Origin of the sequence: Microbacterium deminutum (assembly GCF_039530205.1) — a bacterium.
GTDB classification, from domain to species: domain Bacteria; phylum Actinomycetota; class Actinomycetes; order Actinomycetales; family Microbacteriaceae; genus Microbacterium; species Microbacterium deminutum.
On record NZ_BAAAOG010000001.1, the window covers coordinates 1,330,852 to 1,349,933 of the forward strand.

General features: G+C 69.0%; 18 protein-coding genes and 1 tRNA gene. 3 read left to right on the forward strand and 16 right to left on the reverse strand.

What is annotated here, in order from left to right; translation table 11 throughout:
• Window positions 1–9: 9 nt before the first annotated feature.
• From ABD212_RS06105 to dusB, 5 genes are all read right to left on the reverse strand, one after another.
• Window positions 10–82: transfer RNA gene (locus ABD212_RS06105), tRNA-Asn, on the reverse strand.
• Between the two features lie 62 nt (window positions 83–144).
• Entirely contained in the window at window positions 145–933 is a 789-nt protein-coding gene (locus tag ABD212_RS06110) for an ATP-binding cassette domain-containing protein (protein ID WP_344092256.1), read from the reverse strand.
• Between the two features lie 51 nt (window positions 934–984).
• Window positions 985–2,823, reverse strand: a complete 1,839-nt coding sequence (dnaG, locus tag ABD212_RS06115) for a DNA primase (protein ID WP_344092258.1) — start codon at window positions 2,821–2,823, stop codon at window positions 985–987.
• Window positions 2,823–4,193 (reverse strand): deoxyguanosinetriphosphate triphosphohydrolase, encoded by a 1,371-nt coding sequence (locus ABD212_RS06120; RefSeq protein ID WP_344092261.1) that lies wholly within the window; start codon window positions 4,191–4,193, stop codon window positions 2,823–2,825. The genes dnaG and ABD212_RS06120 overlap by 1 nt, the downstream gene beginning before the upstream one ends.
• Window positions 4,183–5,367, reverse strand: coding sequence for a tRNA dihydrouridine synthase DusB (gene dusB / locus ABD212_RS06125; protein ID WP_344092263.1), 1,185 nt, complete (start codon window positions 5,365–5,367; stop codon window positions 4,183–4,185). Before dusB ends, ABD212_RS06120 begins: the two co-directional genes overlap by 11 nt.
• 92 nt (window positions 5,368–5,459) lie before the next feature.
• Here dusB and ABD212_RS06130 point away from each other — a divergent pair, with 92 nt between their 5' ends.
• A complete protein-coding gene (locus tag ABD212_RS06130) occupies window positions 5,460–5,963 on the forward strand; it encodes a glutathione peroxidase (protein ID WP_344092265.1) in 504 nt (167 codons plus the stop codon).
• Window positions 5,964–5,987: 24 nt separating this feature from the next.
• Here ABD212_RS06130 and ABD212_RS06135 read toward each other — a convergent pair whose 3' ends face one another.
• The 3 genes from ABD212_RS06135 to recO form a co-directional block, all read right to left on the reverse strand.
• Window positions 5,988–6,662: a DsbA family oxidoreductase gene (locus tag ABD212_RS06135; protein WP_344092267.1), complete on the reverse strand. Its 675-nt coding sequence runs from the start codon at window positions 6,660–6,662 to the stop codon at window positions 5,988–5,990.
• Between the two features lie 96 nt (window positions 6,663–6,758).
• Window positions 6,759–7,571, reverse strand: coding sequence for an isoprenyl transferase (locus ABD212_RS06140; RefSeq protein ID WP_344092270.1), 813 nt, complete (start codon window positions 7,569–7,571; stop codon window positions 6,759–6,761).
• A complete protein-coding gene (gene recO, locus ABD212_RS06145) occupies window positions 7,568–8,311 on the reverse strand; it encodes a DNA repair protein RecO (protein ID WP_344092272.1) in 744 nt (247 codons plus the stop codon). Before recO ends, ABD212_RS06140 begins: the two co-directional genes overlap by 4 nt.
• 94 nt (window positions 8,312–8,405) lie before the next feature.
• Here recO and ABD212_RS06150 point away from each other — a divergent pair, with 94 nt between their 5' ends.
• Complete coding sequence (locus ABD212_RS06150; RefSeq protein WP_344092480.1) at window positions 8,406–9,092, forward strand: trimeric intracellular cation channel family protein; 687 nt, start codon at window positions 8,406–8,408, stop codon at window positions 9,090–9,092.
• On the opposite strand, the gene ABD212_RS06155 is transcribed toward ABD212_RS06150, so the two are convergent.
• The 3 genes from ABD212_RS06155 to leuA all read right to left on the reverse strand — a co-directional run bounded on the left by ABD212_RS06155 (window position 9,082) and on the right by leuA (window position 13,218).
• Complete coding sequence (locus ABD212_RS06155; RefSeq protein WP_344092274.1) at window positions 9,082–9,741, reverse strand: hypothetical protein; 660 nt, start codon at window positions 9,739–9,741, stop codon at window positions 9,082–9,084. The genes ABD212_RS06150 and ABD212_RS06155 overlap by 11 nt on opposite strands.
• A gap of 66 nt (window positions 9,742–9,807) precedes the next feature.
• Window positions 9,808–11,202: a glutamate decarboxylase gene (gene gad / locus ABD212_RS06160; RefSeq protein WP_344092276.1), complete on the reverse strand. Its 1,395-nt coding sequence runs from the start codon at window positions 11,200–11,202 to the stop codon at window positions 9,808–9,810.
• Between the two features lie 255 nt (window positions 11,203–11,457).
• Window positions 11,458–13,218, reverse strand: coding sequence for a 2-isopropylmalate synthase (gene leuA, locus ABD212_RS06165; protein WP_344092278.1), 1,761 nt, complete (start codon window positions 13,216–13,218; stop codon window positions 11,458–11,460).
• A gap of 197 nt (window positions 13,219–13,415) precedes the next feature.
• On the opposite strand from leuA, the gene ABD212_RS06170 reads away from it, so the two are divergent.
• Window positions 13,416–14,111, forward strand: coding sequence for a hypothetical protein (locus ABD212_RS06170; protein ID WP_344092280.1), 696 nt, complete (start codon window positions 13,416–13,418; stop codon window positions 14,109–14,111).
• 265 nt (window positions 14,112–14,376) lie between these two features.
• Here ABD212_RS06170 and ABD212_RS06175 read toward each other — a convergent pair whose 3' ends face one another.
• The 5 genes from ABD212_RS06175 to ABD212_RS06195 are packed head-to-tail and all read right to left on the reverse strand — an operon-like array spanning window position 14,377 to window position 19,081.
• The gene (locus tag ABD212_RS06175) at window positions 14,377–15,312 is read right to left on the reverse strand and encodes a quinone oxidoreductase family protein (protein WP_425561244.1); all 936 of its coding nucleotides are present in this window, start codon (window positions 15,310–15,312) and stop codon (window positions 14,377–14,379) included.
• Between the two features lies 1 nt (window position 15,313).
• The gene (era, locus tag ABD212_RS06180; RefSeq protein WP_344092284.1) at window positions 15,314–16,228 is read right to left on the reverse strand and encodes a GTPase Era; all 915 of its coding nucleotides are present in this window, start codon (window positions 16,226–16,228) and stop codon (window positions 15,314–15,316) included.
• Complete coding sequence (locus ABD212_RS06185; RefSeq protein ID WP_344092285.1) at window positions 16,225–17,589, reverse strand: hemolysin family protein; 1,365 nt, start codon at window positions 17,587–17,589, stop codon at window positions 16,225–16,227. The genes era and ABD212_RS06185 overlap by 4 nt, the downstream gene beginning before the upstream one ends.
• Window positions 17,586–18,056 carry an rRNA maturation RNase YbeY gene (ybeY, locus tag ABD212_RS06190; protein WP_344092287.1) on the reverse strand — a complete coding sequence of 157 codons (471 nt, stop codon included), beginning with the start codon at window positions 18,054–18,056 and terminating at the stop codon, window positions 17,586–17,588. The genes ABD212_RS06185 and ybeY overlap by 4 nt, the downstream gene beginning before the upstream one ends.
• Window positions 18,053–19,081: a PhoH family protein gene (locus ABD212_RS06195; protein ID WP_344092482.1), complete on the reverse strand. Its 1,029-nt coding sequence runs from the start codon at window positions 19,079–19,081 to the stop codon at window positions 18,053–18,055. The genes ybeY and ABD212_RS06195 overlap by 4 nt, the downstream gene beginning before the upstream one ends.
• Between the last annotated feature and the right edge of the window lies 1 nt (window position 19,082).

The following is a 19,082-nucleotide window of genomic DNA, read 5'->3' on the forward strand; positions in this document are numbered from 1 at the left end:
AGCCGTTCGCTCCCCGGCTTGGACTCGAACCAAGAACCTATCGGTTAACAGCCGATTGCTCTGCCAATTGAGCTACCGAGGATCATGCCCGCTCTCGCGGGCAACCCGACTATGTTACCAAAGCCGAAGGTGTGCTCATGACCGTCACGACGAGATGAGGCGCGTGTCCGGGTCGCCGCTCGGCGTCCACAGCAGGTCGCTCGTACCGTGCCCGTAGGCGATCGTGAAACCACCGCGAAGCAGCAGGATGTCGGCATCGAGTTCGCGCACGACCTCCGCGTCATTCGTCACGACGAGCGTCGACATCCCGTATCCCGAGCGGCGGCGCACGATCGCCTCGCGGGCGGCTTTCCGGACCTCGAGGTCCATGTTGGCGAAGGGCTCGTCGGCGATGAACACGCGCGGCTGCAGGACCAGCGCCTGCGCGAACGCCACGCGCTGCCGCATGCCGGCGCTCAGCTCGTACGGGTACTTCGCCGCGGCGCCGAGGGGCAGCATCAGCTCGTCCAGCAGGGTCGCCACGCGCACTGCGAGCGCTCTCGCGTTCACGCGCCTGTCACGGCTCGTGATGGGCTGGCCGATCAGTTCCGCGACGGTGAACCGTGCCGGCAGCCTCGCGCCGGCCGATTGCGTGAGGTGCCCGGTGACGTACGTGAGGTACCGATGGTCACGACCCGGATGCCGCACCCGCACGCCCTCGACGAGCGCATCGCCGCCGACGACGGCGAGTCCCATCTCATCGGCTCCGGCGAGCACGGCGGCGAGGCTCGACTTGCCGGAGCCGGTGGGTCCCATCACTGCGAGCGTGCCGGCGTGGGGCAGAACGAACGACACGCCGTCGATGACGCGCTGCGCCGGGCCGCCACGGGTGGCACGCGCGATGGAGAGGTCTGAGCAGCGGATCGCCGCATCGGCCTCTTGTCGTCGAGCCATGTGCTCATCCTGCCGTGCACAGCCCCTCGGGGCCAGTCCGACCCGCGCCGATCAGGCCTCTGCGGCCAGACTCTGGCGCTCGGCATCCAGCTGACGCAGTCGCAGACGGATGCCGAGCCCCTCGACCGAATCCGCCGAGACACGCTGGATCGCGCTCAGCAGCTCGGACTTCTCGCGATCGAGCGCGCGAGCGATGAGCCGACGCGCGAGAGCCGCGGTCGACGCGACCGCGGCGTCGTCGGTCAAGGCGGGGAAGTCGGCGGTCAGCAGCTCTGCGGCGAAAGAGCGATAGGGCTCGGGCACGGAGCCGACGGCATCCGCTGCCCAGCCGGGGCGTTCCAGATCGGCCGCGGAGTCCACGGCCCGTCGGACCGCGTCGAGGGCCGGATGCCGCAACGGCAGGCTCACGGCGTGTTCGAGCAGTCCGCGATCGATCCGATGCCCGAACTGCAGGAACCCCATCAATGCGTCGCGCTCCAGCGCGACATCCGCGGTCCGCGGCAGGGACGCGATCGTCACCCGGGTCGTCCCGGACTCGTCGCGTGCTGCCGGGCTCGCGTCGCGCGTCGAGCCGCCGCGCCCGGCACGTTCGACTTCTCGCCGCACGTCCTCGGTGTCCAGGCCCAGGCGACGGGCGAGGACCCGCACGTACTCGGGCTGGACGAGGGGGTCGCGAAGCTCGGCGACCACCGGCGCTGCGGCACGGAGAGCCCCTACACGCCCTTCGACGCTGGCGAGGTCGAAGCCCGAGATCCGCTGGTCGATCACGAACTCGACCATCGGCACCTTCAGCTCCATCAGTGCGCGGACGGCTCCGTCCCCGCGCTGCAGACGGAGATCGCACGGGTCGAGACCTTCGGGACCGGTCGCGACGTACGTCTGCGCGTTGAAGCGCTTGGCGTCGGCGAAGGCGCGCAGCGCCGCCTTCTGGCCCGCGGCATCCGGGTCGAACGTGAACACCACCTCACCAGAGGTGGAATCATCGCCCATCACCCGCCGCAGCACGCTGATGTGATCGGACCCGAACGCCGTGCCGCACGTGGCGATCGCGGTCGTGATGCCGGCGAGGTGACACGCCATCACGTCGGTGTAGCCCTCTACGACGACCACTCGATGCTCGCGCGAGATGTCGCGCTTTGCGAGGTCGAGACCGTACAGCACCTGCGCCTTGTGATAGATCGTCGTCTCAGGGGTGTTGAGGTACTTCGGGCCGTTGTCGTCGTCGTACAGCCGCCGTGCCCCGAACCCGATGACCTGCCCGGTCACATCGCGGATCGGCCAGATCACCCGCCCGCGGAACCGGTCGTACACGCCTCGCTGGCCCTGCGAGACGAGCCCCGCGGCGCTCAGCTCCTCGTCCGAGAATCCGGTGTCACGAAGGGCGGAGTGCATCCCCGACCAGCCCCTCGGCGCGTACCCGACGCCGAAATGCGCGGCGGCGCCGGCATCGAAGCCGCGCTCCCCGAGGAATCTCCGCGCTGCCACGGCCTCGCTCGTCGCCAGCTGCGACCGGAAGAACTCCGCGGCGGCGGCGTTCGCGGCGTACAGCCGGGTCCGGCCGCTCGTGTCGGGTGTCGCTCCACCGTCCTCGTAGTGCAGTGAATAGCCGATGCGGCCGGCGAGCCGCTCGACGGCCTCCGTGAACGACAGATGATCCATCCTGCGCAGGAAGGAGTAGACATCGCCGGATTCGCCGCAGCCGAAGCAGTGGTAGAAGCCCGCCTGCGGCCGGACGTTGAAGCTGGGGCTGCGCTCGTCGTGGAACGGGCAGAGCCCCTTCATCGCGCCGACGCCGGCGGGCTTGAGCGCGACGCGCTCGCCGATGATGTCGGCGATGTCGGTCCGCGCCTTGACCTCGTCGACGTCGGCCTGCCGGATGCGACCCGCCATCAGCGGTCCTCGGCCGGGGCGTACGAACCCGCCCGGGAGGGCGGCTTGGGGGCGCCTGGCGCCCAGATCCCGAGCGACGCGGCATCCACGTCCCCGACAAGACGCCGGTGCCAGGCGATCGCGAGCTGATCAGTGAGGCTCGCGACCTGGTCGACCACGACACGTCGGCGCGCGGCATCCGTCCCGGCTGTCGCGAAGTCCTGGGCGTGGATGGCGTCGAGAGCCTCCGGCTGCTCCGACAGGGCAGTCGCCAGGCGGCTCAGCACGCGGCGCTGCTCCTTGTAGAGCGCCTTCCTGCCCTCGATCGATACCACGGCGGCGCCGATGATGCCCTTGAGCACGGCCATCTCGGCCTCGACCACACGCGGCACGACGACGTGCGCACGATAGCGCGTGAGGACGGATGTCTCATACGCTTCGCGCGTCGCGGTCGTCGCCGCCCGCGCGAAGCGGCCGATCAGGTCGGACGTGAGATTCTTCAGCCGGGCGAGATCAGCGCGCGTGCCGTCGAACGAGGCGATCCACTCAGGCAGCCGCATGAGGCGGTACAGCGCGTCCTCGAGTTCGTCGCGGGCGAAGTCGAATCCCACCCACGACTGGATCGCGGCGAGCAGGACGGAGTGCTCCTGGGTGTCGCCGAGCCGCGACGGATCGAGGTACCGGTTGACGACGGCGTCCTCGAAGTCGTGGACCGAATAGGCGATGTCGTCCGACAGGTCCATGACCTCGGCCTCGACGCACCGGACGCGACCCGGTGCGCCGATGCGCATCCAGCGGAAGGTCTCCTCGTCGTCGGGGTACACGCCGAACTTCAGCCGGCCGCTCGGATCGGGGACAGGATGGTCCGCCGTCCACGGGTACTTGCACGTGGCGTCGAGACTCGCACGTGTCAGGTTGAGTCCGAACGTGCGACCCGAGTCGTCGACCACCTTCGGCTCGAGGCGCGTGACGATCCGGAGGGTCTGCGCATTGCCCTCGAACCCGCCGATGTCCTCGGCCCAGTCGTTGAGCGCCCGCTCGCCGTTGTGCCCGAATGGGGGGTGGCCGAGGTCGTGGCTGAGACAGGCCGTGTCGACCACGTCGGGCGAGAGCCGCAGCGCCGTCGCGAGCTCCCTGCCGACCTGAGCGACCTCGAGCGAGTGGGTAAGGCGGTTGCGGGCGAAGTCCGCGGGGCTCGCCGGGCTCAGCACCTGCGTCTTCGCCGCGAGGCGACGCAGGGCCGCCGAATGCAGCACCCTGGCGCGGTCGCGCGCGAAGTCGTCCCGCTGCGAGCGGTGCTGCTCGTGGTGGAAGCGGGCGGCGTCATCGTCGTCGTAGCCCGTCGGGCGCTGGGCGGCGAAGCCCACCGCGACGGCGCCGTCAGCCGCCACTGTGGTGGAGTTCCGCTTCGGCGAGGGCGCAGGATGCCTCGGCTCCGAGCTCGCGGGAGTCCAGCCAGCCCTCGGGCAGTGCTGGACGCTTCGGGGTGCCGGCACGGCCGCGCTGTCCTTCCGCCGCAGCGCCCGGGTACGGCGCGTCGAGCTCGAGGGTCGCCAGCAGGTCGTCGATCTCGGCGAGGCTCGAGGCGGTCGCGAGCCTGGCTCGGGTCTCGCCGCCGACGGGGTACCCCTTGAAGTACCAGGCGACGTGCTTGCGGATGTCGCGGCAGCCGCGGTCCTCGTCCTCGAAGAACTCCACCAGCAGCTCGGCGTGGCGGCGGAACGCGGCAGCCACGAAACCCAGGGTGGCGTCGACGTCGGCACGTTTCGTCTCGCTTCGCTCGCTCGACGACCGGGCGCCGCCGAGCTCGCGCGCGAGGTCGCCGAACAGCCATGGGCGGCCGAGGCATCCGCGACCCACGACGACACCGTCGCATCCGGTCTCGGCCATCATCCGCACGGCGTCCTCGGCCGACCAGATGTCGCCGTTGCCGAGCACCGGCACGCTCGTCACGACTTCTTTGAGCTTCGCGATCGCGGACCAGTCCGCCTCGCCGGAGTAGAACTCCGCGGCCGTCCGGGCGTGCAGTGCGACCGCCGCGACCCCTGCATCCTCGGCGATGCGGCCCGCGTCGAGGTACGTGAGGTGATCGGAGTCGATGCCCTTGCGCATCTTCACCGTGAGGGGGATGTCGCCCGCGGCTCGCGCCGCGCGCGTGACGATGTCCCTGAACAGCTCGAGCTTCCACGGCAGGGCGGCGCCGCCCCCCTTGCGTGTCACCTTGGGGACGGGGCATCCGAAGTTCAAGTCGATGTGATCGGCGCGATCCTCTGCCACGAGGACCCGCACGGCCCCTTCGACGGTCGCCGGATCCACGCCGTAGAGCTGAATGGAGCGGGGCGTCTCGGATTCATGATGCGTGATGAGCCGCATGGTGGTCGCGTTGCGCTCGACCAGCGCACGCGACGTGATCATCTCGCTGACGTAGAGGCCCGCCCCGTATTCACGGCACAGCCGGCGGAAGGCGGTGTTGGTGATGCCCGCCATCGGCGCGAGCACGACAGGGGCGTCGAGCGCGATGGGTCCGATGCGGAGAGTCCGCTCGGGTGCGAGGGCAGTGGTCACCCGGCCATTCTCCCAGACTCGGCCTGGGCAGGCGGTGCGAGACCCACGGGCCGCCCAGCCTTGGTCCCACAGGGATGTATTAGCCTGCATATATGACGGAAACGACCCTGACAGACCTGCGCGAGATCCCCTTCCAGACGGCGGATGGCGGAACCGCGACCCTGTCGGATTACTCCGACCAGGTGCTGCTGATCGTCAACGTCGCGTCGAAATGCGGTCTCACCCCGCAGTACGAGCAGCTCGAGAACCTCCAGCGCGCGTACGCCGACCGCGGGTTCACGGTGCTCGGCTTCCCCTGCAACCAGTTCGGCGGCCAGGAGCCCGGCTCGATGGACGAGATCCTCGACTACTGCTCGATGACCTGGGGCGCCACCTTCCCGATCTTCGACAAGGTGCGGGTCAACGGCGGCAAGGCCGCGCCGATCTACAAGGCGCTCAAGAAGGCTCAGGATGTCGAGGGCAAGAAGGGGCCGATCCTCTGGAACTTCGAGAAGTTCGTGCTCACGCCGCAGGGCGAGGTGCACCGCTTCCGGCCCCAGGTGAAGCCCGACGACCCGGCGATCGTCGAGGTCATCGAGCAGCACCTGCCGCGCTGAGGCCGCGCCTCTCGGGCGACCCGGTCAGACCCGCGCGGAGTCGTGGTCTTCCGACCACACCTGGCGCACGATCTGGGCGAACGCCTCGGCGGGCTGGGCGCCGGACACGCCGTATTTTCCGTCGATCACGAAGAACGGCACGCCGTTGATCCCGTACGCGGCGGCCTGCGCCTGATCGGCGCGCACCGCGGGCAGGAATCGCCCGCTCTGCAGCGCGTCGCGGGCCTCCTCACCGTCGAGACCGGCATCCGCGGCGAGTGAGACGAGCTCGTCCTCGCGCCCGAGATGGCGGCCCTCGGTGAAGTAGGCGGACATCAGGCGCTCCGTCAGCTCGTGCTGACGTCCCTGCTCCTTCGCGAAGTGCAGCAGCTCGTGCGCCTTCACGGTGTTCGTGTGCTTGAGCAGATCGAAGCGGTACTCGATGCCGGCGCCTGCGGCGACGCCGGTGACCCGCTCGAGCAGCTGGTGGGCCTGCGCCTCGGAGATGCCCTTGTGCTGTGCGAGGTAGTCCGCCTCCCCGCCCTCGAAGTCGACGGGGGTGTCGGGCGAGAGCTCGAAGGAGCGGAATGTCACCTCGACGGCGGGGGCGTCGTCATCGCCGGATGCCTCGGCCAGCCCCTTCTCGAGATTCCGCTTGCCGATGTAGCACCATGGGCAGGCGATGTCACTCCACACGTCGATCTTGATGGCATCCGTCATGCCAGGCACAACCGCGTCGGGGTCGCAGGCTATTCCTGCGGACTTCCCGTGGACGCTCGCAGGAGATGCCCCCGAGCGCGGGTTCGTGACAGTGGTCTACAGAGCGGGCGGCTCGGGAGTGTCCACGGCACCGCCGAAGCGGCGGTCGCGGTCGAGATAAAGCTCGATCCCCTGCCAGAGGTCGGTGCGCGAGAAGTCCGGCCAGAGCGTATCGAGGAAGACGAACTCGGCGTAGGCGGACTCCCACAGCAGGAAGTTCGAGGTGCGCTGCTCGCCGCTCGAGCGGATGAACAGATCGACATCCGGCATGTCCGGCTGGTACAGCCGCTTCTGGATGAGCTTCTCGGTCACTGCAGACGGCTTGAGGCGCCCGGCGGCGATGTCGTCGCCGATCGCGCGCATCGCGTCGACGAGCTCGACCCGGCCGCCGTAGTTCACGCACATCGTCAGCGTGAGGACGTCGTTGCCGGCCGTCAGCCGCTCGGCGAACTGCAGCTCCTTGATGACGCTCGACCACAGGCGCGGCCGGCGGCCGGACCACCGCACCCGCACGCCCCATTCGTTGAGCTGGTCGCGGCGACGATGCAGCACGTCACGGTTGAACCCCATCAGGAAGCGCACCTCGTCGGGCGAGCGCGACCAGTTCTCGGTCGAGAACGCGTAGACCGACAGGTGCTTCACGCCTGCCTGGATGGCACCCGCGACGACGTCGAGCAGCGCCGCCTCGCCCGCTTTGTGACCCTCGATCCGGGTGAGCCCTCGGCGGTTGGCCCACCGCCCGTTGCCGTCCATGACGATCGCGACATGCTCGGGCACCGAGCCCTTCGGGAACGCCGGAGGGTACAGGCCGGTCCAGTCGACCGGACGGTAGGCGACGGCATCCCGATGCGTGTAGGGCTTCGGCGTCATCGGATGGCCCCGGGCGCGCCGGAGGAGACGTGCTCGAGCGAGCGGATGCCGCGCTCCAGGTGCCACTGGGCATAGGCCGCGATGAGCCCGGACGCCGCGGCGCACGAGCGCGGGGCGGCGGCATCCACGTCCGCCCAGTCCCCCGACATGAGGGACTGCAGCAGCCGGACGGTCGGCGGGTCGAGCCGTGCGGAGCCCATCGGGGCGCAGTCGGCGCACACCATGCCGCCGAGCTGCGCGACGAACGCGTCGTGGGGGCCGGGCGCGCTGCAGCGCGCGCACTCGGACAGGCTCGGCGCCCACCCCGACAGGGCCATCGCGCGAAGGAGGTAGGAGTCCAGGATGCTGCGCGACGCGTGGTCGCCGGCAGCGAGGGCGCGAAGCCCCCCGACCAGCAGCAGGTACTGCTCGATCGTCGTCTCGGCCTCGTTGAGCCGGTCGGCGGCCTCGACCATCGCGTGCGCCGAGGTGTAGCGGTCGTAGTGGACGGCGATGTCGGCGCCGTACGAGCCGAGGGTTTCGGCCTGCTGAACGATGTCGAGCGAGCGGCCCTGGTAGAGCAGCACATCGGCGACCATGAACGGCTCGAGCCTCGCGCCGAAGCGCGATGAGGTGCGGCGAACGCCCTTCGCCACCGCCCGCACCTTGCCGTGCCGGCGGCTCAGCATCGTCACGATCCGATCCGCTTCGCCCAGCTTGTGGGTGCGGAGGACCACGACCTCGTCGCGGTAGGTGGGCACGATTCAATTATGGATGCCGGCTCCCCCACCCGTCTCGGCGGCGCGCACGGCGATGCGCACCGGCATCCCGCAGCAGCACACCCACAATGGACGCGTGAGTGAGCCCCTCTTCGTCATCCCGCTCTGGGCGGACCTCATCGCGGTAGGCCTCGGCGGTGTGCAGGGGGCCTTGTTCGCCTCGGGATTCCGGGGCCAGCGGCGACTCGATCTGCTCGGTGTGGCGATCATCGGGATCGTCATGGGGATGGGGGGCGGCCTCATCCGCGACCTCCTGCTCAACGTCACGCCGGTCACGCTGCAGAGCAACTGGTATCTCCTCACCGCCACCGGCGCGGCGCTGATCGGGATGCTGCTCGCCGGGCTCTTCCAGAGGCTCAACGCCGTGATCGTCGGTCTCGACGCCCTGGTGATCGGGCTGTTCGGCGCATTCGGCACCAGCAAGGCGCTCGCTCTCGGGCTGCCGCCGGTCCCAGCTGTGTTCGTCGGCGTCTGCTCCGCGGTGGGCGGCGGCATCCTGCGCGACATGATCATGGGCCTGCCGGTGGCGATCATGCACGTGGGGTCGCTCTACGCGGTGGCGGCCGCCGCGGGATGCGTCGTCCTTGCGACCACGGAGGCGTTCGGCCTCCCCCTCGTCGTCGCAGCAGTCATCGGCGTCGTCGTGACCACCGTCATCCGCCTTCTCGCGGTGATCTTCGACATCTCGCTGCCCGAGCAGCGTGCGCTCTACCGGCGCAAGGTCGCCGTCGAGACATCGGCGATCCCCACCGTCAAGCCGTAGCCGGCTTCGCTTCCCCGGCGAGGTCGCTGCGACGCGCGAGGAGCGCCGCGACGAAGAAGCACACTGCCCCGACGAACGTTCCGAGGTTCGCCCAGGCGAGGTTGCGGAGGTCGCCCGAAGCTGGATAGACGTACGCGCCCACGGCCGAGATCCCGAAGGCGATGGATCCGACCATGTTGAGCATCGTCCCATGGAACGTGCGTGCCATCGGATCCCACAGCTCATGACGACGGCTCGCGGCGACCAGCGCGAACGTGCTCGACACGAGGAAGGCGATCGAGCCCCAGGCATCCGGCCGCCACCCGGTGAACTCGTGGGCGGGCGAGTTGGCCGCGACGATGAGAACCGTCACGGTGCTGACGTTGAAGAGGATCGTGCCGACGAACTGGATCGCCGCAGCCCACCAGTCGGCGGCATCCGCTCCGCGCCATGCATTGCGCGGCGGGCGCCGCCCGCTCAAGGCGAGCTGGATGAACCCCGCCGTGGTGAAGAAGAGCGAGCCGAGGAAGAACGTGGCGGAATCCCAGACCGGCCCGACGGCCGCCGCGTACGCCGGCACCACACCGAGCGCGAAGCACGCGGATCCGATCATGAAGCCCCACGCCTCTCGGCGAAGACGCAGGCTCTTCGGTCGCGGTGATCGAGACACGTGACGATCGTAGCGACGCGACGGCGCGCTCCCCCACCGGATGAAGGAGCGCGCCACCGCGTGCCCTCAGTGGTGGAAGGCTCCGGCTTCCTCTTCGGTCATCGACACGGTGATGGGGTGCTTGTCGAAGTGGGCGATCGCGTCGCGGTAGTCATCCATGAGCAGGGATGCCTCGTCCCTGCTGAATCCGACTCGCACCAGGATGCGCTGGATCGGGAGGTCCTCCCGGTTCGGCGGCATCGTGTAGGCCGGGACCTGCCATCCGCGGGTCCGCAGCCGATCGGCGAGATCGAACAGCGTGAACGGGTGGTCGACGCCTTCCTTGAGCTTCCACGACACCGCGGGGATGCCCTCATGGGGTCCTCCGCCGTTGATGATGTCGAAGTGGCCGAGCTGAGCGATCTCGCCCGCGAGGTACATGGCTGTGTCGTAGCAGGACTGCTGCACTTTGCGGTAGCCCTCGCGGCCGAGCCGCAGGAAGTTGTAGTACTGCGCGACGATCTGACCCCCGGGCCGTGAGAAGTTCAGCGCGAACGTGGGCATGTTGCCGCCGAGGTAGTTCACGTTGAAGATCAGGTCCTGCGGCAGGTCCGAGGCATCCCGCCACACGATCCAGCCGACGCCGAGCGGGGCGAGCCCGAACTTGTGTCCGGAGGTGTTGATCGACTTGACGCGCGGCAGCCGGAAGTCCCACACGATGTTCGGCGCCGTGAAGGGGGCGAGGAACCCCCCGCTGGCGCCGTCCACGTGGATGGGGATGTCGAGTCCCTTCTCCTCCTGGAGCGCGTCCAGCGCGTTGCTCACGTCCTGCACCGGCTCGAAGCCGCCGGTGAAGGTCACCCCGAGCGTGGGGACCACCCCGATCGTGTTCTCGTCGACGCGCTTGACGACCTCTTCGGGGGTCATCAGGAACCGATCGCCGTCCATCGGGATCTCGCGCAGCTCGACGTCCCAGTAGCGGGCGAACTTGTGCCAGCAGACCTGAACGGGGCCCGTGATCAGATTGGGCTTGTCGGTCGGGTTGCCGGCCGCACGCTGACGCGCGCGCCAGTTCCACAGCAGCGCCATGCCGCCCAGCATGGCGGCCTCGCTCGAGCCCGTCGTCGACGTGCCGAGCGTGTTCACGGCGTCGGGCGAGTTCCACAGATCGGCGAGGATGTGGACGCAGCGGGCCTCGATCTCGGCCGTCTGCGGATACTCGTCCTTGTCGACCATGTTCTTGTCGAGGCTCTCCGCCATCAGCGCGCGCACCTCCGGCTCCAGCCACGTCTGACAGAACGTCGCGAGGTTCTGGCGGGAGTTGCCATCCATCATGAGCTCGTCGGAGACGACCTGGTAGGCGTGGCGGGCGAGGTGCTCCTTCTCGGGGATGCGGTACTTCGGCATCGAGACCGAGAGGTCGGACGAGGCGAAGACCTCGTCGAGCATCTCGTCACGGATGTTGTCGCGGTGGTGAAGCATTGCGGGGCTCCTTCATGGCGAGGGTGCGTCGGCGCCAGTACGTCCCCCGGTCTACCTGCGCTTCGTTCACCGTGTCAACGACACGTGGAGAAGTTCATCCCATTCGCATGAGAAACGGCGCGTGCCTCCGACGTGCGGGCTCCGCGCCGATCGTCTCGATCGCTTCACCGCCCGGGCATGCCAAGACTGGACGTACTCGCTGAGTCCCGACTCAGCGCGCTCCGCGACGGCCGGGTCGCGGAGCGCACCGGAGGGTCAGGCGCTGGCCAGCACACCCTCGCGTTCGCGGGTGCGGATCGCGCGGTTCACACCCGAGACGATGGCTTTGAGGGATGCCGTGGAGATGTCGCCGTCGATTCCGACGCCCCAGAGCCGCTCGCCGTCGACCTGCAGTTCGACGTAGGCCGCGGCCTGCGCGTCGCCCCCGGCGCTGAGTGTGTGCTCGACGTAGTCGTAGAGCGACACGTCGAACCCTTGAGCGCGCACGATCTCGAGGAACGCCGACACCGGACCGTTGCCGTTGCCGGCTGCGTCGAACTGGTCGTCGCCGTCGCGCAGGGTGACCTCGAGCGAGACGTCGCCCGAGAGGTCGCTCTGCGTGCGCGTGCCGAGGATCTCGAATCGCCCCCAGCGCTCGTCGGCGATCTGCGAGGGAAGGTACTCGTCGTTGAAGATCGCCCAGATCTGGTCGCTGGTGACCTCGCCGCCTTCGGCATCCGTCTTCGCCTGCACGACCCCCGAGAACTCGATCTGGAGCCGCCGCGGCAGGTCGAGCGCGTGGTCCGTCTTGAGCAGGTAGGCGACGCCGCCCTTGCCCGACTGCGAGTTCACGCGGATGACGGCCTCGTACGAACGACCCAGGTCCTTCGGGTCGATCGGCAGGTAGGGCACCGCCCACTCGAGTTCGTCGACGGTGACGCCCTCGGCGGCCGCGCGGGCATCCATCGCCTCGAAGCCCTTCTTGATGGCGTCCTGGTGCGAGCCGCTGAAGGCTGTGAACACCAGGTCACCCGCCCACGGGCTGCGCTCGTGCACCGGAAGCTGGTTGCAGTACTCGACCGTGCGCTTGACCTGGTCGACATCGCTGAAGTCGATCTGCGGGTCGATCCCCTGCGTCAGCAGGTTGATGCCCAGGGCCACGAGATCCACGTTGCCGGTGCGCTCGCCGTTGCCGAAGAGGCATCCTTCGATGCGATCCGCGCCGGCCATGTAGCCGAGCTCGGCCGCTGCGATCGCCGTGCCGCGGTCGTTGTGCGGGTGCAGCGAGAGGATGACGTTCTCGCGGTGCGCCAGGCGACGGCTCATCCACTCGATGGAGTCGGCGTAGACGTTCGGAGTCGCCATCTCCACGGTCGCGGGAAGGTTGATGATGACCTTGCGATCCGGAGTCGGCTCGAACACCTCGAGGACCTGGTTGCAGACGTCGAGCGCGAATTCGAGCTCGGTGCCGGTGTAGCTCTCGGGCGAATACTCGTAGAACACCTTCGTCTCGGGGATGCGCTTCTCGAACCGACGGCACAGCCGCGCGCCTTCGACGGCGATGTCGATGATGCCCTGCTTGTCGGTGCGGAACACCACGTCGCGCTGCAGCACGCTCGTGGAGTTGTACAGGTGCATGATCGCCTGCTTCGCGCCGGCGATCGATTCGTAGGTCCGCTCGATCAGATGCTCGCGAGCCTGCGTCAGCACCTGGATCGTGACGTCGTCGGGAATCAGGTCGTCCTCGATGAGCAGCCGGACGAAGTCGAAGTCGGTCTGGCTCGCGGAGGGGAAGCCCACCTCGATCTCCTTGTAGCCGAGGCTCACGAGCAGATCGAACATGATGCGCTTGCGCTCGGGACTCATCGGATCGATGAGCGCCTGGTTGCCGTCCCGGAGATCCACGGCACACCAGCGAGGTGCCTTGGTGATGCGGGCGTCCGGCCAGGTGCGGTCGGGCAGGTGGACGGTGAGCTGCTCGTGGTAGGGGCGGTACTTGTGGACCGGCATCCCTGAGGGCTTCTGAGTGTTATCCATGTGTCGCGTCTTCCTCGTCGAAATGAGCGGGCCGACAACAAGCTCCGCGACGAGGGGGGCCCTAGATCGAGGCCTCGTCGCGGCAGCTAAGGAGAAGCAGCGAGCCTGCACGCATGGGGCCAGGTTACACCCGGTCACGCGCGGGTGCGAACCGCACGGGTATGAGACGATCCTCGCGCGGGCGACACTGAGTGGTTATGACCCGTCATCGTCGACACCTTCTCGCGCTCGCGCTGGGCGCGGCATCCGTCATCGCTCTGTCGGCGTGTGCGACACCGCCCGCGACGCCCGCCGCGGCCGATGCCCCTCCGGGCCACTCTCTGGGGTCGCTCTCGCCGGCACCTCCCGAGGGCGAGGTCATCGCCCAGGCGACGGTGATGGATGTCGACGGCACGGTCGAACTCTGCCTCGGCGCGGTCGCGGAGTCGTACCCGCCGCAATGCAGCGGGGTTCCCATCGCGAACTGGTCGTGGGACGGCGTCGATGGTTCCGAGACCTCGGGAAAGGCGACCTGGGGCACCTACGCCGTACAGGGCACATACGACGGGGAGAAGTTCACGGTCACGAAGCCGCCCATCATGCTGGCTCTCTACGATCCGATGCCCTTCCCCGACCCGACGGGTGGCAAGGCGGGTGCCGGTGACGACGCGACGCTCACGGGGATCCAGGACGAACTGCCGGGCATCCTCGGTGACGGGTATCTGGCCTCTTCTCCCGAGAACGGCTGGCTGCTGGTCGACGTGGTCTGGGACGACGGCACCTGGCAGGATGCCGCGAACGCCGACTACGGCACTGGCGTCGTGGCGATCCGGTCGGCGCTGCACCCCGTCGGGGAGCAGGTCGGGCCGTCCGGGCAGTCCAGCACCGGAGCTGCTCCCGGAAATCGGACCTGACCGGGGTGAAACGCGTTCGGCAATGTCGGAGCCCCTCGGCAGAATCGAGGTATCGAAGCGCCGCTCGAGTCACTCCGTGAGACGGTCGAGCGGACGCGTCGGGCTGTGGCCGCGGGTCTCGGAGAGGGGCTGAGGTGAGAGCACCGCACTGGTTCGATCCCTCGGGTCGGTGGCGAACTGTGACAAAGTCCCGAACCCGGCTGCTCGATCTCGTCGGCCGGCGGACGTGAACCGCCCGGCCGAGGCCCGCTGAGGACGAAGCGCCCTAGGGCAGCAGTGCGATCTTGCCGCCGGGGTGACCCCCGGCGAGGAAGCGCAGCGCCTGAGGGGCGTCCGCCAACGGGAACGTTCGCGCGATCGGCACGACGACAGCGCCGGAGCCCGCAAACTCGATGAGCCGGACCCGCACGCTGTCGCGATAGGCAGCGCTGGCCGGCATCGCGCCGCCGATGGCCCGGATGCCCTCCTCGGAAGCTCGGCGGGCCGCGGCGATCGTCACGATCCTGCTGCGGTCGCTGACGAGTTCGAGTGAGGCGTCGACCGCCTCGTCGGTGCCGACGGAGTCGAGTGCCGCGGCGATCGGCGCGGTCCCGGCATCCCGCGCGCGCTCCGGGAGCCCCGGACCGTAGGCCACCGGAATGCCGCCGAAACGGCTGACGCGGTCGAAGTTCGAGGCGCTCGCGGTGCCGATGACCCTCGCGCCGAGCAGCCGCGCCTGCTGCAGGACGCTGACTCCCACGGCCCCCGACGCGCCATGCAGCACGATGGTCTCCCCCGCTTCGACGCCGGTGACGTGCAGCATCTCGGATGCGGTCGACCCCGCCAGCAGGAGGTTCGCGGCGGCCTCGAACGACAGCGACGGCGGCTTCGCGAACACCGTCTCGGCAGCCACGGTGAGCTCCGTCGCGTAGCCGCCCTGCACGCGGAAGGCGATGACCTCGTCCCCGACCCTCACCGGGCCGGAGCCGATCGCGGTGTCCGGCCCGATCGCCGTCACCTCGCCCGACAGTTCGTAGCCGATCGGGACGGGCAGTGAGAGCCCGGGCCGTTCGGCAGCGACGTGCTTGTAGTCGGCCGGATTGACTCCTGCCGCACGGACCCGGATCGTGACCTCCCCCGAGACCGGCGCCGGCACATCGTGCTCGACGAACTCCCAGGTGTCGGGGCTTCCCCACCTCGTCGCGATCCACTGGCGTGCGATGTCAGAACCCCAGACGCCCGAGCTGCTTCGGATCGCGCTGCCACTCCTTCGCCACCCGGACATGCAGCGAGAGGTACACCCGCGACTCCAGCAGGGGCTCGATGCCCCCGCGCGCGCGTGCGCCGACTTCTCGCAGTCGCGAACCCTTCCGGCCGATGATGATCGCCTTCTGGCTGTCGCGCTCCACCACGATGTCGGCGAACACGTCGGTGAGGTCGGAATCCTCGCGGGGCCGGATCTCCTGGATCATCACGGCGATCGAGTGCGGCAGCTCGTCCCGCACCCCCTCGAGCGCGGCCTCGCGGATGATCTCGGCGACGCGATCCTCGGTCGACTCGTCCGTCACGACGCCACGCGGATAGAGCGCGGGGCCCGTCGGCATGAGCGCGAGCAGCTCGTCGGTGAGAACGTCCAGCTGCTGGTCGGTCATCGCCGACAGCGGGATGACGGCAGCCCAGTCATCGCGCAGGCTGTCGACCTCCATGAGGCGCTCGGTGATCTGCTCGCGGGTCGCGGCATCCGTCTTCGTCACGATCGCGACCTTCTTCGCGCGGCCGTAGCCGTCGAGCGACTCGGCGATGCGGCGGTCGCCCGGACCGACCTTCTCGGTCGCAGGCACGCAGAACCCGATCACATCCACGTCGCCGAGGACCTGCTCGACCAGATCGTTCAGCCGCTGGCCGAGGAGCGTCCTCGGCTTGTGCAGCCCCGGCGTGTCGACGATCACGAGCTGTCCGCCTGGGCGATTGAGGATCCCGCGGATGGCGCGGCGGGTGGTCTGCGGCTTGTCGCTCGTGATCGCCACCTTCTCGCCCACCAGCGCGTTGGTCAGCGTCGACTTGCCCACGTTCGGCCTGCCGACGAACGTGACGAAGCCGGACCGCCCCTCGACGGACTCAGCAGCCGAGTCGGTCATGGTCGCTCCCCCTTCTTGGTCACGCGAATCTCGCCGGTCCGCGCCGGCACGGTGCGGACCTCGCCCGTGCGCGGCGCGCGTGCCGACGCCGCGTCGGCGGGGTTCAGCGCTTCACTTCGCTCGACGAACACCGACGAGATCCCCCGTCCGCGTCCGCGCGACGCGCCGCCCGTCATGACGAGGCCGCCGTATTCCGCGGTCGCGCCCGGTTGCGGGACGCGGCCCAGTGCCTTCCCGAGAAGGCCTCCGATCGAATCCACGTCCTCGTCTTCGAGTTCGATGCCGAAGAGGTCGCCGACCTCGTCCAGCCCGAGCCGGGCGCTGACCCGGTATCGACCGGGTTGGAGCTCGGTCACCTCGTCCCCGCGCGGGTCGTACTCGTCGGCGATCTCGCCGACGAGCTCCTCGATGAGGTCCTCGAGCGTGACCAGCCCCGAGACTCCCCCGTACTCGTCGATCACGAGACAGACGTGCACGGCATCCCGCTTCATCTGCTGCAGCAGCGTCTCCGCCTTCATCGACTCCGGGACGAACACGGCGGGCCGCGCGATGCGGCTGATCGGAGCTTCCCGCCATCCGGACTCGTCGCGGAACCCGAACTGCACCAGATCCTTCAGGTACAGCACCCCGACGACGTCGTCGGCGTCGTCGTCGACGATCGGGACGCGTGAGACGCCCTTGTCGAGGAAGATCGCCATGGCCTCGCGCGTGGAGGCCGTCGAATCCACCGTCACCATGTCGGTGCGCGGTACCATCACCGCCCGCACGTAGGTGTCGGTGAAGTCGAACACCGAGTGGATGAGCTCGCGATCGTCCTGCTCGATGAGATCGTTCTCGGCCGCCTCGTCGATGATGCTGAGCAGCTGCTGTTCGGACGCGAACGACCGGCCGCGAGACGCGCCGGGGGTGATCCGCACGCCGAGAGCGACGAGTCCGTGAGCAAGGGGACCGAGGATGATGCGAACCCCGCGGATGATCGGCGCCGATGCGCGCAGGAGGCCCGTGGCGTGCAGCCGCCCGACGTTTCGCGGGCTCGCCCCGACGACCACATAGGACACGCCGGTCATCAGCACGGCCGCGGCGAGCATCGCCCACCAGATGCTGTCGAACAGCAGCGTGAAGGCCACCGTGACGAGGACTGCCGCGGTCGTCTCGGCGAGGACGCGGATGAAGACGACCGCATTGGCGTGCGCCTCGGGGTCGGTCGCGATGTTCCGCAGGTAAGACGCGTTCCGCCCCGAAGCGCCCAGTTCGGCGAGATCGGCGCGGGACGTGACGCCCAGCGCGGCGTCGATCGCGACCATCAGGGAGCCGAAGGCCAGCAGCAGCACCGCGGCGACGAGCAGGAGGACAGCCGTCATGTGCGGCCGCGGCGACGTTCGGTGACCTGGAAGCCCACGATGAGGTCCTTCTGGAGTCCGAACATCTCGCGCTCATCCTCGGGTTCGGCGTGATCGAAGCCGAGGAGGTGCAGCAGGCCATGCGTCGTCAGCAGGACGAGCTCGTCCATCGTGGAATGCTTGGCCGCCGTGGCCTGGGTCTCGGCGACCTGGGGGCACAGCACGATGTCGCCGAGCAGGCCCGCCGGCGTCGGCATATCCTCGGTTCCGGGCCGGAGCTCGTCCATCGGGAAGCTCAGCACGTCGGTCGGCCCGGGCTCGTCCATCCACTGCACATGCAGCGCCTCCATGGCCCCCTCGTCGACGAGCATGATCGCGACATCCGCATCGGGGCTGACGTGCAGCTCGGCGAGGTTGTGCTCCATCAGGCGCAGCAGGACCGTCTCGTCCACCGGGATGCCGGACTCGTTGTTGATCTCGATCGTCATGAGCGGCCTCGCTTGGGCAGGTGGTCGCGCGGACCTGAGGGGCGGGCGGCCGACCGTCGCTCGGCGCGGTTGGCGAATTCGGATGCCTCGTCCCGCTCGCGCCGGCTCGCGAGGCGACGCTCGTCGTATTCGGTGTACGCGTCGACGATGCGACCGACCAGGCTGTGGCGGACCACGTCGTCGCTGGTCAGGTACGCGAAGTGGATGTCGTCGATCTGGTTCAGCACCCGTGTCACGAGTCGAAGCCCCGAGGCTCCCTGCGGCAGGTCGACCTGCGTGATGTCGCCGGTGACGACCATGCGCGTGCCGAAGCCGAGGCGCGTCAGGAACATCTTCATCTGCTCGGGGGTGGTGTTCTGCGCCTCGTCGAGCACGACGAACGAGTCGTTGAGCGTGCGACCGCGCATGTACGCGAGGGGCGCCACCTCGATCGTGCCGGTCGCCATGAGCTTGGGGACGATCTCGGGATCCATCATCTCGTTGAGCGCGTCGTAGAGCGGTCGGAGGTACGGATCGATCTTGTCGTTGAGGGTGCCGGGGAGGAACCCGAGTCGCTCCCCCGCCTCGACGGCCGGCCGCGTCAGGATGATGCGGCTCACGTCTTTGCGCTGCAGAGCCTGGATCGCCTTCGCCATCGCGAGGTAGGTCTTTCCGGTGCCCGCCGGCCCGATGCCGAAGACGATCGTGTTCGCTTCGATGGCGTCGACGTAGGCCTTCTGGCCGAGCGTCTTCGGCCGGATGATCCGCCCGCGAGAGGACAGGATCGCCTCGCCCAGCACCTCCGAGGGGCGCTGGGCGCCCTCGGCCTGCAGAATCCGGTTCGACGCCGACACATCCGAGGGCGCGAGGTCGTGACCCGCCTTGGTCATGGCGAGCAGCTCGTCCACGAGCGACCGGGCGGCCGCCACGGATGCGGCATCCCCCGTCAGCGTGATCTCATTCCCGCGGACGTGCACATCGACGCCGGGATGCTCGCGCTCGACCACCCGGAGGAGCCGGTCCTGCGGACCCAGAAGCTGGACCATG

What these genes read in the sequence shown, in the direction of transcription:
- ABD212_RS06110 (WP_344092256.1), bottom strand. Translation starts at nt 933, where the DNA reads ATGGCTCGACGACAAGAGGCCGATGCGGCGATCCGCTGCTCAGACCTC.
- dnaG (WP_344092258.1), bottom strand. Translation starts at nt 2,823, where the DNA reads ATGGCGGGTCGCATCCGGCAGGCCGACGTCGACGAGGTCAAGGCGCGG.
- ABD212_RS06130 (WP_344092265.1), top strand. Translation starts at nt 5,460, where the DNA reads ATGACGGAAACGACCCTGACAGACCTGCGCGAGATCCCCTTCCAGACG.
- ABD212_RS06135 (WP_344092267.1), bottom strand. Translation starts at nt 6,662, where the DNA reads ATGACGGATGCCATCAAGATCGACGTGTGGAGTGACATCGCCTGCCCA.
- ABD212_RS06140 (WP_344092270.1), bottom strand. Translation starts at nt 7,571, where the DNA reads ATGACGCCGAAGCCCTACACGCATCGGGATGCCGTCGCCTACCGTCCG.
- gad (WP_344092276.1), bottom strand. Translation starts at nt 11,202, where the DNA reads ATGCTTCACCACCGCGACAACATCCGTGACGAGATGCTCGACGAGGTC.
- leuA (WP_344092278.1), bottom strand. Translation starts at nt 13,218, where the DNA reads ATGGATAACACTCAGAAGCCCTCAGGGATGCCGGTCCACAAGTACCGC.
- ABD212_RS06170 (WP_344092280.1), top strand. Translation starts at nt 13,416, where the DNA reads ATGACCCGTCATCGTCGACACCTTCTCGCGCTCGCGCTGGGCGCGGCA.
- era (WP_344092284.1), bottom strand. Translation starts at nt 16,228, where the DNA reads ATGACCGACTCGGCTGCTGAGTCCGTCGAGGGGCGGTCCGGCTTCGTC.
- ABD212_RS06185 (WP_344092285.1), bottom strand. Translation starts at nt 17,589, where the DNA reads ATGACGGCTGTCCTCCTGCTCGTCGCCGCGGTGCTGCTGCTGGCCTTC.
- ybeY (WP_344092287.1), bottom strand. Translation starts at nt 18,056, where the DNA reads ATGACGATCGAGATCAACAACGAGTCCGGCATCCCGGTGGACGAGACG.
- ABD212_RS06195 (WP_344092482.1), bottom strand. Translation starts at nt 19,081, where the DNA reads ATGGTCCAGCTTCTGGGTCCGCAGGACCGGCTCCTCCGGGTGGTCGAG.